Origin of the sequence: Janthinobacterium sp. 13 (assembly GCF_002749695.1) — a bacterium.
GTDB lineage: Bacteria > Pseudomonadota > Gammaproteobacteria > Burkholderiales > Burkholderiaceae_D > Janthinobacterium > Janthinobacterium kumbetense.
This window is the reverse complement of sequence record NZ_PEEQ01000001.1, coordinates 862,454-877,377: the sequence shown is the minus strand read 5'-3', so window position 1 is coordinate 877,377 and position 14,924 is coordinate 862,454. Positions and strand designations below refer to the sequence as shown.

General features: G+C 67.6%; 10 protein-coding genes. 3 read left to right on the top strand and 7 right to left on the bottom strand.

Features of this window, described 5'->3' with window-relative positions; genetic code table 11:
* Genes tssF through tssH form a run of 3 tightly spaced genes read left to right on the top strand, consistent with a single transcriptional unit; the run spans nucleotide 1 to nucleotide 5,605 of the window.
* Nucleotides 1-1,845 (top strand): type VI secretion system baseplate subunit TssF, encoded by a 1,845-nt coding sequence (gene tssF, locus CLU94_RS03700; protein WP_099664662.1) that lies wholly within the window; start codon nucleotides 1-3, stop codon nucleotides 1,843-1,845.
* A complete protein-coding gene (tssG, locus tag CLU94_RS03695; protein ID WP_099664661.1) occupies nucleotides 1,809-2,894 on the top strand; it encodes a type VI secretion system baseplate subunit TssG in 1,086 nt (361 codons plus the stop codon). Before tssF ends, tssG begins: the two co-directional genes overlap by 37 nt.
* Before the next feature lie 53 nt (nucleotides 2,895-2,947).
* A complete protein-coding gene (tssH, locus tag CLU94_RS03690) occupies nucleotides 2,948-5,605 on the top strand; it encodes a type VI secretion system ATPase TssH (RefSeq protein WP_099664660.1) in 2,658 nt (885 codons plus the stop codon).
* 13 nt (nucleotides 5,606-5,618) lie between these two features.
* Here tssH and tssA read toward each other — a convergent pair whose 3' ends face one another.
* Genes tssA through CLU94_RS03655 form a run of 7 tightly spaced genes read right to left on the bottom strand, consistent with a single transcriptional unit; the run spans nucleotide 5,619 to nucleotide 14,909 of the window.
* Nucleotides 5,619-6,656 (bottom strand): type VI secretion system protein TssA, encoded by a 1,038-nt coding sequence (gene tssA / locus CLU94_RS03685; RefSeq protein WP_099664659.1) that lies wholly within the window; start codon nucleotides 6,654-6,656, stop codon nucleotides 5,619-5,621.
* A 48-nt stretch (nucleotides 6,657-6,704) separates the two neighbouring features.
* A complete protein-coding gene (locus CLU94_RS03680) occupies nucleotides 6,705-7,517 on the bottom strand; it encodes an OmpA family protein (protein ID WP_099664658.1) in 813 nt (270 codons plus the stop codon).
* A 2-nt stretch (nucleotides 7,518-7,519) separates the two neighbouring features.
* Nucleotides 7,520-8,503, bottom strand: a complete 984-nt coding sequence (gene tagF / locus CLU94_RS03675; RefSeq protein WP_099664657.1) for a type VI secretion system-associated protein TagF — start codon at nucleotides 8,501-8,503, stop codon at nucleotides 7,520-7,522.
* Nucleotides 8,500-12,264 (bottom strand): type VI secretion system membrane subunit TssM, encoded by a 3,765-nt coding sequence (tssM, locus tag CLU94_RS03670; protein ID WP_099668147.1) that lies wholly within the window; start codon nucleotides 12,262-12,264, stop codon nucleotides 8,500-8,502. The genes tagF and tssM overlap by 4 nt, the downstream gene beginning before the upstream one ends.
* Before the next feature lie 53 nt (nucleotides 12,265-12,317).
* A complete protein-coding gene (locus CLU94_RS03665; protein WP_099664656.1) occupies nucleotides 12,318-13,754 on the bottom strand; it encodes a hypothetical protein in 1,437 nt (478 codons plus the stop codon).
* 31 nt (nucleotides 13,755-13,785) lie between these two features.
* Nucleotides 13,786-14,055 carry a PAAR domain-containing protein gene (locus CLU94_RS03660; RefSeq protein WP_099664655.1) on the bottom strand — a complete coding sequence of 90 codons (270 nt, stop codon included), beginning with the start codon at nucleotides 14,053-14,055 and terminating at the stop codon, nucleotides 13,786-13,788.
* A gap of 11 nt (nucleotides 14,056-14,066) precedes the next feature.
* Nucleotides 14,067-14,909 carry a M15 family metallopeptidase gene (locus tag CLU94_RS03655; protein ID WP_180278585.1) on the bottom strand — a complete coding sequence of 281 codons (843 nt, stop codon included), beginning with the start codon at nucleotides 14,907-14,909 and terminating at the stop codon, nucleotides 14,067-14,069.
* Nucleotides 14,910-14,924: the final 15 nt, after the last annotated feature.

Sequence of the window (14,924 nt, the reverse complement as noted above, 5' to 3'; positions counted from 1 at the left end):
TTGGATGAATTGCTGCCCTATTACGAGCGCGAACTGGGTTTCCTGCGCCGCTATTCGCGCGAGTTTTCCGAGCGCTACCCGAAGATCGCCGGCCGCCTGCTGATGGGCGGCGAGGTGTGCGAAGACCCGCACATCGAGCGCATGATCCAGTCGTTCGCGCTGCTCAATTCGCGCATCTCGAAGCGCATCGACGACGATTATCCCGAATTTACCGAAGCGCTGTTCGAAGTGCTGTATCCGCATTACCTGCGGCCGTTTCCCTCGTGCTCGATCGCGCGCATGGATTACGGCGCCGCAGCGGCGCAGCTGACGGCGCCTGCGGAAATCGCCCGCGGCACGGAGCTGACGACGCGCCCCGTGAAAGGCGTCGCCTGCACCTTCCGTACCGCCTATCCCGTGACGGTGGCGCCGCTGGCGCTCACGCATGCAGCTTTTTCCGCCATCATCGAGGCGCCGGAACAGGTGCTGCTGCCGGCGAATGCCACCTCGGGCGTGCGCATCACCATCGAGTCGAGCGCCGCGCAGCTGTCGCTGGCCCAGCTGGGACTGGCGTCGCTGCGCGTGTTCATCGATGGCCAGCCCTCGTTTTGCGCGGCGCTGCGCGACGCCCTGTTCATGCGCACCGTGAAGGCCTATGCCGAGGCGGACGGCAGCGGCAGCTGGGTCGCGCTCGACGGCATTCCCGTGCGCAGCGCCGGTTTTGCCGAGGACGATGCACTGATCCCGTTTTCCGCCCGCTCGCATCCGGCCTACCGGCTGCTGACCGAGTATTTCTGCTTTCCCGAAAAATTCAATTTCTTCGACATCGACCTGGGCGCGCTGTGCGCCGCGCTGCCGTCCGGCAGCCGTCGCATCACCTTGCACCTGGCGCTGAGCGGCTTGCGCACCGATTCGAACACGGCACGCCTGCTGGGGACGATGAACACGCACAACCTGCTGCTGGGCTGCACGCCGGTGGTCAACCTGTTCCGCCAGCGCGGCGAGCCCATCCGCCTCACGCACACGGCCGCCAGCTACCCTGTGCTGGCCGATGCGCGCCGCGCGTATGCGTTCGAGGTGCAGGCCATCGACTCGGTCAAGCTGGTGCGGCAGACGCCGCAGGGCGAATCCGTGGTGGAATTCCGCCCATTCTATTCGCTGCGCCATGGCGAGACCCCGGCCAGGGATGGCCACTACTGGGTCATGCGGCGCGACGAGATCATCGCCAGCAAGAGTCCCGGCTACGAAATGCAGATTTCGATCGTCGACATCGATTTCGATCCGGCCGCGGTGGAAACGGACACGCTCAGCCTGGAGCTGAGCTGCACCAACCGCGACTTGCCTGCGCAGCTGACCTACGGCTTGCACGGCGGCGACCTGTTCCTCGAGGGCGGCTCCAGCGTGCGCAGCATCAGCCTGCTGCGCAAACCCAGCGAGTCGCACCGTTTCGAACGGGGCAGGGGCGCCCACTGGCGTTTGATTTCGCATCTGTCGCTGAATCACCTGTCGCTGGCCGGCAGCGGCCTGGAAGCGTTCCAGGAAATGCTGGCCCTGTACGACTTGCCGCGCTCGGCCACGTCGCAGCGGCAAATCCGCGGCATCACGGCCATCGCCCACCAGGCCGCCAATGCCTGGCTGCCAGGCAATCCCTTCGCTTGCCTGGTGCGCGGCGTCGAAGTGCGGCTGACGATAGATGAAGAGGCCTTCGTCGGCAGCGGCATCCACGCCTTTGCGCATGTGATCGAGTGCTTCCTGGGCTTGTATGTGCATGCGAACAGCTTCACGCAGCTGGTGGTGCTGGCAAAAAAATCAGGAGAGGAGCTGTGGCGATGCAAACCACGCAGCGGCGATTCGAGCCTAGTGTAATCGAGCGCCTGTTTGCCCAGCCTTGCCGCTTCCAGTACTTCCAGGCGGTACGCATGCTGGAGCTTTGGCTCAGGCGCAATGGCTTGCCGCACGACGATGCGGTGGCCAGTTTCCTGCGCTTCCAGAATTCCGTCTCGCTCGACTTCGCCCCCAGCCAGATCGAAACGCTGGCGCCCGAGCCGCGCGAACTGGCCACGGACGTCAACGCCCTGGGCGCTGCGCTGCGCAGCGCCCAGCTGAAATACGTGCGCGTCACGCCGGCCTTCATGGGTTTTCTCGGCGTCGCCGGCGCGCTGCCGCTGCACTATACGGAACGCATCGCCACGCACCAGCTGTATGAAAAGGACGAGGGGCCGCGCGCCTTCCTCGACACGTTCTCGAACCGCGCCCTGGCTTTGTTCTATGAAGCCTGGCGCAAGTACCGGCTGGAGCTCAAGTATCAGCTCGACGGCAAGGACCAGTTCCTGCCGCTGCTGCTGTCGTTGGCAGGGCTGGGCAACGCCTCGCTGCGCCAGCGCCTGGCGGGGGACGGCACGGGCGTGCTCGACGAATCGGTGGGCTACTTTGCCGCCGCCATGCGCCACCGGCCGCCGTCGGCCGTGATGATAGGCCAGGTGCTGTCCGAGTATTTCGGGCAGCGCGTCGCCGTCAGCCAGTTTGTCGGCTGCTGGTACGACGTGCCGCGCGAGCAGCAAAGTACGCTGGGCGGCAGCAACGCCGTGCTGGGCGCCACCGCCATGGTCGGTGCGCGCGTCTGGCAGCGCGACTTGCGCCTGCGGCTGACCATCGGCCCCCTGGCCCGCCGCCACTTCGACGCTTTCCTGCCCGGCGGCGCGGCCGCTCTCGCGCTCGAGAAAATGCTCGCCATGTTCACCGGCCTGTGCCTGGAATACGAAGTGCAGCTGGTGCTGCGCGCCGCCGACGTGCAGGGCACGGCGCTGGCAGTGCCGCGCAGCGGCGGGCGGCTGGGCTGGGACAGTTTCCTGATCACCGGCGGCGAGGCGTGCGACCGCGCCGATGTCCGCTATGAACTGCATGCGCCGGCTTGAGCGCGCCACTCCACCGATTTCGCCAACCATCACCCGACAAGGACCGCCGCCCCATGAGCATCAACCTGAAAACCCTGATCAGCAAGTTGAACGACACCTGCCGCACGGCCGCCACGCGCGCGGCCAGTCTGTGCGTCGGCCTGGGGCAGTATGAAGTCGACCTGGAGCATGTCTTTCTCGCCTTGCTGGAGCAGCCGCGCAGCGATTTCGTGCTGATTGCCCGCAGGAGCGGCGTCAGCGTGAGCATGCTGGAAGCGGATTTGCGCGCCGAAGTGGCGCGCCTGCAGACGGGTAACGCGCGCACGCCCGTGTTTTCCGTGCGCCTGCCGAAACTGTTCGAGCATGCCTGGCTGATCGCTTCGCTTGATTTGCGGGCCGGGCGGCAGGTGAGCATCCGCAGCGGTCACCTGCTGCAGGCGCTGCTGACCGAGCCGGAACTGGCGCAGCTGGCCTACCGGGGCTCGGCGCTGTTCCACGAATTCAAGCTCGACGAGATCAAGCACGGGCTCGACAAGCTGACCGAGGGTTCGCAGGAAGCCGGCGAGGCGGCCGCAGGGCAGGAGGAGGCGGGCGACGCCGGCGGCGATCCCGTGGGCGAATTGGCCGGCGCGGCGGCGTCGAAAACGCCGGCGCTGGACCAGTTCACCGTCAACCTGACGGCGCGCGCGCGCGCCGGCAAGGTCGATCCCGTGATCGGGCGCGACATGGAAATCCGCCAGGCGATCGATATCCTGATGCGGCGGCGCCAGAACAACCCCATCCTGACGGGCGAGGCCGGGGTCGGCAAGACGGCCGTGGTGGAGGGCCTGGCGCTGCGCATCGTGCAGGGCGACGTGCCCGACATCCTGCAGGGCGTGGAAATCCACACGCTGGACATGGGCCTGCTGCAGGCCGGCGCCAGCGTCAAGGGCGAGTTCGAGAACCGCCTGAAAAATGTCATCGCCGAAGTGGGCAAGAGCGCGCACGCCATCATCCTCTTCATCGACGAGGCGCATACGATGATCGGCGCCGGCGGCAGCGCCGGCCAGAACGACGCGGCCAACTTGCTGAAACCGGCACTGGCGCGCGGCGAGCTGCGCACCATCGCCGCCACCACGTGGGGCGAATACAAAAAATATTTTGAAAAGGATGCCGCGCTGGCGCGCCGCTTCCAGGTCGTCAAGATCGAGGAACCGAGCGAAGAGCTGGCGTGCGCCATGTTGCGCGGCATGGCGCCGCTGATGGAACAGCATTTCAAGGTGCGCATCTTCGACGAGGCGATCACCGAAGCCGTGCGCCTGTCGCACCGCTACATCGCGGGCCGCCAGCTGCCGGACAAGGCCATCAGCGTGCTCGATACAGCCTGCGCCAGGGTGGCGCTGGGGCAGAGCGCCACGCCGGCCCTGCTCGACAGCGTGACGCGCCGGCGCGAGCGCATCGATGCGGAAGCCTCGGCCCTGGCACGCGAGGAGAGCGGCGGCGCACGCCATGGCGCGCGGCTGCAGCAACTCGACGCCGAACGTGGCGCCGCCACGCAGGAACACGCGCAGCTGGCCGCGCGCTGGGATGGCGAAAAGGCGCTGTCGGAACAGATCCGGGCGATCCGCCGGCAGCTCGAGGAGGGCAAGCCGGCCGACGCGGGCCAGGGGCGCGAGCTGCTGGCGCTGCAGGCCGAGCTGGCGTCGCTGCAGGGCGAGACGCCGCTGGTGCCGGTGCAGGTCGACGGCCACGTGGTGGCGGAAATCGTCGCCGGCTGGACCGGCATCCCGCTGGGCAAGATGGTCAAGGATGAACTCAAGACGGTGCTGCGGCTGAAGGATTTGCTGCAGGAGCGCGTGCTGGGCCAGCCCCACGCGATCGAGGCGGTGGCGCAGCGCGTGCGCACGGCGCGCGCCAACCTGGACGACCCGGACAAGCCGAAGGGCGTGTTCCTGTTCGTCGGCCCGTCCGGCATCGGCAAGACGGAAACGGCGCTGGCGCTGGCCGACGTGCTGTACGGCGGCGAACGCAAGCTCATTTCCATCAACATGAGCGAATACCAGGAAGCTCACAGCGTCTCGGGTCTGAAGGGTTCGCCGCCCGGCTATGTCGGCTATGGCGAAGGCGGCGTGCTGACCGAGGCGGTGCGCCGCAATCCGTACAGCGTGCTGCTGCTCGACGAGGTGGAAAAGGCGCATCCCGATGTCATGGAGCTGTTCTTCCAGGTCTTCGACAAGGGCGTGATGGACGATGCCGAGGGACGCGAGATCGATTTCAAGAACACCATCATCATCCTGACCTCGAACGTGGCGTCGGCCGCCATGATGCAGGCGTGCCTGAACCTGCCGCAAGAGCAGTTGCCGACGCCGGAGCAGCTGGAGCTGGCCATCCGTCCGCAGCTGCTGAAGGTTTTCAAGCCCGCGTTCCTTGGGCGCCTGAAGGTGATTCCCTATTATCCGCTCGGCGACGATGTGCTGGCCCGTATCATCGGCCTGAAGCTGGGCCGCATCGCGGCCCGCATCGCCGCCAATCACCAGGCCGAGTTCCTCTACGACGAGGCGCTGGTCGAGGCGGTGCTGGCGCGCTGCACCGAAGTCGATTCGGGCGCGCGCAATGTCGACAATATCCTCAATGGCAGCCTGCTGCCGGAAATCGCCGAAGCCGTGCTGGCGCGCATGGCGGAAGGGCAGGGCATCAGCCGCATCAAGGCCAGCGCCGGCAAGCAGGGGCAGTTCCGGTACACGATCAAATAGGCGTCTAGCCGGCTCAGTGGCCGCTGCCGGGCGCGATGCCCAGCAGTTCCTCGATGTGGGCCAGCGAGGCGCCGTCCTTGACCACGCCGCGCAGCCATTCGTGCAGGTTCTGCTCGCCGGCGTTGGCGGCCTTGTCGGCGAAGTAGGAGACGGGGCTGTGCGGTTCCGTCTGGCGGAAGTACTGCGCCACCTGGCGCAGCTGCGCCAGCGCCTGGGCGCGGCTTTGCAGCTCGCCGGGCGCCGCCGGCAGCAGCGCCGGCATGGCAGCCACCGCCGCCTGGCCGCCAGCCGGCACCGGCGCGGTGGCGACGCTGGAGGCAGGGATGGCCGTGGCGGCGGCAGGCAGGGCGAGCTGTATCGCCTGCAGGGCCTCGCGCGCCATGGAAAAGCCCGGGCTATCCCTGCCCAGGCGGGTATCGGCCGCCTGTTCCAGCTCGGCCAGCGCGTCCAGGCAGAACTGGGCGTCGGCGGCAAAGGCGGCGCGGAACTGCGCCGACGTGCCGCGCCGCGCCGCCTCCATGTCCACCAGCTTGGTGCCGTTGACGCCGTCCTGGTTGCTGGCGGCCCGCTTGCGCGCCGTCTCGAAGTCGACCGTCGACCAGCCGCCCGACTGCTTGTCCGTCAGCGCCATGGCGCGCACGAGGGACGGCGTGCGCGCCAGGATCCAGCTCAGGTTGCCGATGCGCTGCTCGTGGTCGTCGCCATCGGGCTGCGGGTACAGGCCCAGGTCCCAGTACTGGCGCAGCAGGCCGGCCAGCAGGCGATAGCCTTCGCCCAGGCCGCGCAAATGGTCTTGCCTGGCGCAAGCTTCGGCCAGCCAGGCGGCGAGCCGCAAGTCCTTGCTCTTTTCGCCCAGCAGGGTGGCGCAGCGCTGCAGTACGAAGGCCCAGTCGGCTTCCTTCAGGTCGGTGACCCACTCGCCCTGGTCGAGCGTGGGGTCGTCGAACTTGCGCGCCTGGCCGATGGCGTCGAAGTCGGTGGAGAAGGACAGGTCGACGCCGCATGGCTGTTCGGCGCTGATGGGAAGCAGGAGCTGGTCGGCTGAAATCATGTGTGTTCTCGGCAGTGGGACGGATGGCTTGCGGGAAGCGTGGCGGTCTTACTGGACCATGCGAAATTCGATGCGGCGGTTGCGCGCGCGGCCATCGGCGCTGTCATTGCTGGCGATGGGACGGTCCGGGCCCTGTCCGGAAGCGCTGAGCAGGTCGCCGTCGATGCCCTTGCCGGCCAGGTAGGTCTTGACCGCCTCGGCGCGCGCCTGGCTCAGGTTCTGGTTGCTGGCGCGCAGTCCCAGGTTGTCGGTGTGGCCGATGATGTCCACCTTGCGGCCCGCCAGCTTGTGCAGCGCCGCGCTCATTTCGTCGAGGATGGCGCGGCCAGACGGCGTCAGCGTGGTCTTGCCGCTCTCGAATTCGATGGTGCGGTTGGCCAGCGTGCCGTCGAGGATGTTCTGGTCGGAGGCGGACACGCGCAAGCCGTTGTTGACGGTGTACGTGGGATTGAGGCTGGTGGCGAAGTCGCTGGCGATCTTTTGCCGCTGCGCCTCGTTGGCCACTTCGCCGCGCACGCTGACCACGCTGCCTTCGATCTTCAGCTGGCCGCGGCGGATCTGTTTGAGGTCCGCCGTCAGCAGCTTTTGCACATAGGCGTTCCAGTTGGCCGGCTGCGCGACCTGGCCGACGGCGATCTGGTCGACCACCTTGTCGGCGCCATACAGTTCGCGCAGGCGCACCAGCACCGCCGCCTTGGCCGCTTCGTCCGGCACCGTGCCGCTGGCCAGGACCTGGCCCGGTTGCGGCGTGGCGGCGGCGGGCGCCGAGACAGCGGCCGTCGGCACGGCGGCGTTTTGCGCGCTGGCGCCGGCCGGGGCGAATACCAGGCTGAGAAGGATGGCAAGGCGGAGGTGGCGCATGATCAGGTCCCGATGAAGGCGGCACGAAACGTGTCGTGCGCCGATTTGAGTGACAGGTTGGGCTGCGCGAGGTAGCTCGAGGCTTTCTTGATGGCGTAGTCGCTGTTGGCGTGTTCCTCGACCCAGGCCAGGTCGTCGAAGGCGATGTGGTGTTCCAGCGCCGCCTGCGGTTCCATGATGGCGTGCAGGGTCTGCGCCGAGGCGCCGCAAAAGCCCAGCACCAGCGTATGGCGGCCACGGATGCGGGTGATGAACAGCGCCAGTTCGAAATCGGCGCGCGCCAGGAACGGGGCGATCAGGTGCATCCAGAAGGCCGCCACCAGGTTGCGGTACAGCGGGTCGGCCGGCAGCGGCAGTTCCAGGCTTTTTTCCAGCCGGCTGGAGCTGCTGGCCATGACGGGCTGCAGCAGCATGCCCAGGGCCAGCAGCACCTGGCACACGGAACCGCCAAAACCCGTGGGCGCCAGCAGGGCGTCGAGCGCGCCCACCGTCTGCAAGCCGAGGAAATCGTCGAAGGCGGCATCGTAGGCGCTGCCGCGCAAGTCCAGTTCGATGCTGGCGCCTGCGGCGGCGGCCGGCAGCGCGGCGCCGGCCGCCGCGCCGCACATCTCGGCGCTCAGGGCATCGAGGCGGTTCCACAGGCGCGACAGCACAAGCGGACTGGTCGGCACGAAGCCGGCCGGCTGCGCCACTTCCATGGCGCCCATCATCAGGAAGGGAAAGCGGCGCGACGAGGCATCGCTGCTGGCGGCGATATGCCCGGCGATGGCGCGGCCGCGGCGCGGGCCGATGAAGGCGAAATGCAGCGGCGGCAGCGCGTCGTAGGTCAGCTTCCAGCGCGCATCGGCCGTCATCAGTTCCATGGCGTTGGCCAGCCACTCATCGAGCATCTTCAGCAGGGCCGGGTTGTCGCCGTGCTTGATGAAGTCGCCGCGGCTGGGGATCTTGCCGAAATAGCCGATCTGGGTAACGGTAGGGCGGCTCATGGCGTGTTCCCGGCGATGGCGGTGGCCGTTTCCGGCGCGCCGATGACGACCGATTCCGGCAGCTTCAGGCCGCGGAAACCCTGGTTGCCGGCGGAGGTGGCGGCCGGCGCGGTCGCGGCCACGATCTTCAGGTTGGCCATCACGGTGACGCCGCCGTTCTCCCAGCTCAGTTCGAATACGCCGCCCTCCTTGCGCGTGCGCCTGGCCGAGTCGATCATCTTCTTCAGGCCGAAATGACCCGGTTCGTTCAGCAGTACCACCGTGCGCCCTTCCGGCGTGATGGCGCTGATGCGCGAGCCGGGCACGCCTTGCGGATTGGGCCAGACCATGTGCACCCAGGGCTGCGGCTGGCCGCGCCAGCGCAGCGCCTGGCCATCGATCTCGATCGTATATTCGGTGGCGCCGGGCGCGCTCAGCGCCTGCAGGTCGAAGCGCGTCTGCGCTTCGGCGGCGCCGGCCGCCGTGGCCACGCCGTTGGCGCTGAGCGGGGCGACCCAGCCGGGCAGGCTGGCCACCACCGGCGGCGCCAGGGTGATGCCCATCGCGGCCCAGGTCCTGGCGCTGATGGCGTCGCCGCGCCGCACGACCAGCGGGCCGATGGTGGTGTTGAAGAACTTGGCGATGGCGCCTTCCGGGCCGAATACCTGGCCGATGTCGGCATTGCTCGCCTCGATGCGCGAGTCGGGCGCGAACGGATATTTCGGCGCCAGGGTTTTCTGGAACGGTTCGAGCACCTGCGCCAGCCATACCTTGTTGATCTCCGTCTCGGTGGGCTTGACGATGACGGCGAAGGTCTGCATCAGCGGGCGCACCAGCAGCGGGCGGATGGCCTGCTTTTGCGGGTCGCTCATGCCGGTCAGCATCTGCTCGTCCACGTATTTCAGCGCGTCGGCCAGCTCCGAGCCGCTGCCATCGAGCGTCTGCTGCATCAGCTGCTTGGCGCCGGGGCCCGTGTCGCCCTGGTTCTTGATCTGGTTGAAGCGCACGCGCAGCTTCGACAGGGCCGCCAGGTAGCCGCGCATGGGCGAGGCTTCCTTGTCGCGCGCCACCACCAGGCGCGCCACGCCGGAAAATTCGCGGCCGACGGGCCCCATCGGCATGGCGCCGCCGGCCTGGCCCGCCGCCGCGGCGGCAGGCTTCTGGCGCAGCACCGTTTCGCGGAACCAGTCCATCGCCCCGCGCTGGGCGCGCTGCAAGCCCTGGCCCAGCAAGGAGGGGTTGTCCCACGAGGTTTCCTGGTACACCGTCTCGATCAGTTTGTTGAGGGGCGAGGCTTGCGGATCGCCGAGGCGGTTCATCGCCTGCGCCGCATTGTCGAAACCGTTCAATTCGCGGATGCTGACGCCCTGGATGAATTTCTGCCACTCCCGCGCGTAATCGGTCTTGTACAGTTCCACCAGCGCCTTCTGGATCTGTTCCGGGCTGCCTTCCAGGGTCAGGTCATCCTTCGACGCCGTTTTCAATACCCAGTCGGCGCTTTGCAATTCGCGGTTGGCCGCTTCCTGGAACGCCTGCTGGATGTATTTTTCCCACGCGTCGCGCGTGAAGGTGCCGGGGATGGCGTAGCTGCCCAGTACCAGTTCCTTGTCCTGCTCGCCAACGATGCGCGCCACCGTCATCGACGGGAAGCGCGTGGCGGCGCGCGCCTTCACGTCCGCATACACGCGGTCGCGCGCCGGCATGCCGCGCACCACGCGGCGCAGGCTGTCGCGCGACTGGTCGGCCAGGGCCAGCTTGTTCTCGATCTGCGGCCAGGACGGGTCGTCGATCTGCGTCAGATAGAACGAGATCAGGCGTTCGGCGCTGCGGATCATCTGTTCGCGCGGCATGTTGCCCCGGTTGGCGTCGAGCCAGCCGCGCCAGTAGCGGGTCAGCTGGTCGTTCAGGTGGCCGGCCTCGGCGCGCGACTTGTCGCCCAGCATCAAGTAGGTTTTCAGGGCATTGTAGGCATCCTCCACATTCGTCGGCGCGGCATCCTTGAAGGGCTGGCCTGTCGTACCGACCGCCGTAACGGCTGCCGTGCCGACTGTGGCAGCGGCCGCCGTGCTGGCCGGCGCCGGCGTCAGCGGCTGCAGCCGGTCGGCGCCCGCGTTCACTTCCGCGAGGAAGGACTCCAGCGATTGCGCCACCGGCGCGAGCATGACTTCCTTGAGGCCGGAAAAATACTCCTCGCGCAGTTTGCGCTCCAGCAAATCCCCCTGGTACAGGCCCAGGCTGAGCGCCAGCGGCCGCTTGCTGCGGTACGCTTCCAGCTGCTCGATGCGGTCCTGCATGATTTCCAGGGCCTGGAAGCGCGACTGCAGGTCCAGGCGCTGGTCCTGCACCTTGATGGCTTGCTCCAGGTCGGCCTGCACGTTGGCCGCCAGCTGGCGGTTGGCCAGGTAGGACCAGCTCCAGCCGCCCAGCGCCAGGCCGGCCAGCGCGATGGCGGTGAAAAACGTGGCATAGCGCAAGCGTGTCTTGCGCGGGCTGGCGTATTGCGCCACCAGTTCCCTGTCGGCGAAGATCACCTTGCGAAACAGGTTCAGCAGGAAATAGCCGTGCTGATCCTGGGCCTGGACCGTCTTGTGTTCCTGCTGCTGCGGCTTGAGGTCGAAGCGCTGGGCCACCCGTTCCGACGAGGCGGAGACGGAGGCGCCTTCCTGCAGCGCGCTGGTGAAATAGAAACCGCGGAAGACGGGCTTGAACTGGAAGGGATTTTCTTCGAACAGGGTGGCGATGAAGGCGCGCAGCGGTCCCTTCACGGAACTGAATTCCAGCGGGAAGGTGAACACGCCGGGCGGCATGCGCTCGCGTCCCAGCAGCGACATATTGGCCAGGCTGAGGTCCTTCAAGCCATCGTACAGCTCATCGAAGCGCTGGTCGAACTGTTCCAGCACATCCTGTTTCGAGCTGTTGACGCTGTAGGGCAGGGTGGCGCCCCAGACCTTGTCGCGTTCGGCGCGTTCGGCATCCTGGAAAAATTCGCTGAAGCCGGTGATCAGGTCGGCCTTGGTGAAGACCACGTACACGGGCGCATGGACTTCCAGCTTCTCCGTCAGTTCCTGCACGCGCTGGCGCAGGTTCTTGGCCAGTTCGATGGCGAATTCGGGCTTGCTGCCGGTCAGCTCGGCAATGCTGACGGCGATGATGATGCCGTTGATCGGCGCGCGCTTGCGGTGCTTTTTCAGCAGGCCGAGAAAGCCGAACCATTCGGCGCGGTCTTCATCGTTGATGGCGTAGCGCCCGGCCGTGTCGAGCAGGATGCCGTCGGTGGTGAAAAACCAGTCGCAGTTGCGGGTGCCGCCCATGCCTTGCACGATCTTGCTGTCGACAAAAGGAAACTGCAGGCCGGAATTGGCGATCGCCGTGCTCTTGCCGGCGGCGGGGTTGCCGATGATCATGTACCACGGCAATTCATACAGCGCGGCATCGCCCGACAGCTGGCCCAGCCGCGATGTCTTGATGGTATTGATCGCTTCCAGCATGCGCTTACGGTTGGCTTCGGTTTCCTCGCGCTGCACCGGACCGGCCTTGGGCGCGGCGCCCGCCGCCTGCTGCTCCAGCATGCTGTTGAAGCTGGCGCCCTCGCGCCGGCGCCGGCGGCGGCGCAGCCACCACACGATGGCGCCCAGCAGCGCCGCCGCGGCCAGCAAGGGCAGCAGCCGGATGGCTGGCCAGTCGAAAATGGCGGCGCAGGCGAACAGCAGCAGGATGGCGGCCGCTATGCCGAGGATGAGCAGGCTGGTGCGTGAAGTCAGGGAGTGCCAGAATCGTTGCATCATAGTTTTATAGTGTGCAAACCGTTAAGGTGCGTGAATGGGACGTCGCTGTATCAGGTGGTGCCGTGACTGTTTTTCGCGCGCGGACCAACGACGAGGGCGCCGCGCTGCAGTGGATCGAGGTTGCTGAGACATAAAACGTGCGCGCCATCGTCGGCCGCCGCCTGCCGCGCCATGGCCAGTGCGGCCAGCGTCGTGACCGCGCCGCACTGGCCGCATGCGGTGCCGACGCCCAGCACTTGCTCGCCCAGGTCCAGCTGGGGCAAGATGGCACCGGCGCACTGCATCAGTTCGAGCATGCGGTTGGCGCGCTGGTCGGTATCGGCGCTGACCAGCGCGATGCCGGCCGCCGCATCGTCGCCGGCTGCCGCCAGCGCCTGCCGGCCCAGTTCCGCCAGCATGCTCTTGTCGGCCGGGCCGCGCTGGCTGGCGCCTTGCGGCAGTTCGCCCGTGGCGGCGCGGTGCAGCAGGACGGGCGCCGGCTCGTCCGGTGGCACCGTCGCGCCAGGGATGGCCAGCAGCAGGCCGGCCGCGCCTTCGCCGGGAATCTGTCCGTTCGCCTGGCTGGCGCTGAACAGCTGGCCCTGGCTCGCCAGGACATGCACGCGCAGCTCGCCCAGGTGCGAATCGCAGGCCAGCACGATGGACAGGCCGGGCGGCTGCGGTGGCGCGGCATGGCCGGCAAGCTGGTTCAACAGGGCAAACGGCGCCGGTGGCCGGTTGGCGGCTTCGGCGGGCGGCGGCAATGTCTGCGCTGGCCAGCCCTGCTCGCGCGCCAGGTGGCGCAGCCAGGCGTCGCCGGCCTGGCGCTGGGCGGCGCTCCACGAGGCCGGCATCAGCAGGTGCAGCCGCAGCATGGGCGGCGCGCTGGCCGGCGAGGCCCGTGCGCCTGCGGACAGCGCATGCTGCAGGGCTTCGTCCACCAGTTCGGCCAGCACTTCGGCGCCCAGGGCCAGCGCGCGCACGTCTTCCGGATTGAAGGGAAACGGTTCGCTGGCCAGGCCGGCCTGCGGATGTTCGCGCAGCCAGGCGGCCAGCACTTGCTGCTGCTCTTCTTCGTCGATGCCGTCCACCCTGCCGCACAGCAGGGGATAGCCGTCTTCATCGAGCAGCTGGCCGTCGAGCGCGGGTCGCGCCTGGCGGGAGCGCATGGCGGCCAGCAATTCTGACGGCGTGGCGCCGCCCGGCATGCGCAGGGTGGCCGCCACGATATGCAGCGGCAGCGGTGCCGCGGGAGGTGTCGCCGCCTCGGCCTCGAGTGGCGCGGCCAGACCCGGCGCCGCCAGGGCTGGCCCGGCCAGCAGCCTGGCCAGCAGTTTCTTACCCAGCCACAGCATCAATAGCAGGGCCAGCGGTAGCGCCAGCATGGCGCCGGCCAGCTCGCCTGGCGTCGGCATGCGCGTGCTGTCGCGCCAATAGGCGATGGCGCCCGTCCAGCTCAGCGCAAAGACGGACACGGTCAGCAGGGCGCGTCGCAACCAGGGGCGCATCAGCGGGCTCCTCCGCGTATGGGCAGGGCCGTCATGCCTGGTCGATGGTGGCTTGCTGGCTGGCGATCAGCAGCGCCCCGCAGCTGGTCTTGTCGCCATGGCAGGCCACGGGCTTGCCATCGACGATGAAGCTGGAGTCGCCGCTGACGATGGGGCAGACGCCATGGCCGGGCAGGGGACAGGCGACCTTGTCGCCGACCCGCGCCATGCCGATGCCGCCGCTGTCGCTCACCGCCGATGCTTCCAGCACGGTGCCGCCATGCGATGTCTTGTCGCCCAATCTGATTACCGGACCCGCCATACGCGCTCCCCTCAGTGTTTTTTCATTACGCCGGGCAGGCGCAGTTCGGTATGCCCGAAATCCATCATTTTCCAGCGTCCGCCCCAGGTCATGCCGACCGATTCGGCCACTTCGCCATACAACTGGTAGCCGCGCATGGCCCACGGGTCCTTCTCGGAAATGACCAGCTTGCCATTGCGCAGGAAGGCGCAGTCGGCCGCCAGGCCGTACTGGTGCCAGCTTTGAAAGGCGGCCGCGTTGCTGACGTTGGGACCCATGCCCGCCAACATGTCTTGCCGCTCGGGGCTGCGATAGCCTTCCAGCAGCGCCATCTCGTAGCCATGCTTTTCCTTCATGATCTTGAAGACCAGCAGCAAGCGCTGGGCGTATTCCACATTCAGCAAGGTCCAGTTGCGGCTGGCCGATACCAGCAGCGGGCGCTCCTGGCGCACTTCTTCCGTGGCAAACACGAGCGGCGGCAGGTCGACGGGCGGCACCAGCTGTTCTCCCTGCAGCAGGCTGGCGACCTGCGTATTCATTTCCCGCGTCGATACATCGTAGGCGCCCAGCATGGATTTGCTGTCGGCCATCAGGGCCAGCAGGGTCGGCAGGCTGAGCGCGGCCACGCCCGCGAGACACAGCAGGTAATGACGGCGCAGCAAGTCGGCAGTGCGGGCCCACAGCGCGCTGCTGTGCTGTCCCAGGCTGGCCATGCCCGTCTGCCGGCGCCTCGCCACGCGCTGCAGGCAGGCGGCGAGGCGCTGCTCCGCGCCATCGACGGCATGCAGCACGAAATCGCGCCCGGCCGGGAACAGGATCAGCCAGCTGATCAGGCATGCCAGGATGAAATACAGCGCTACCGCGAGTAGGAACACGCTAACCTCAATCAA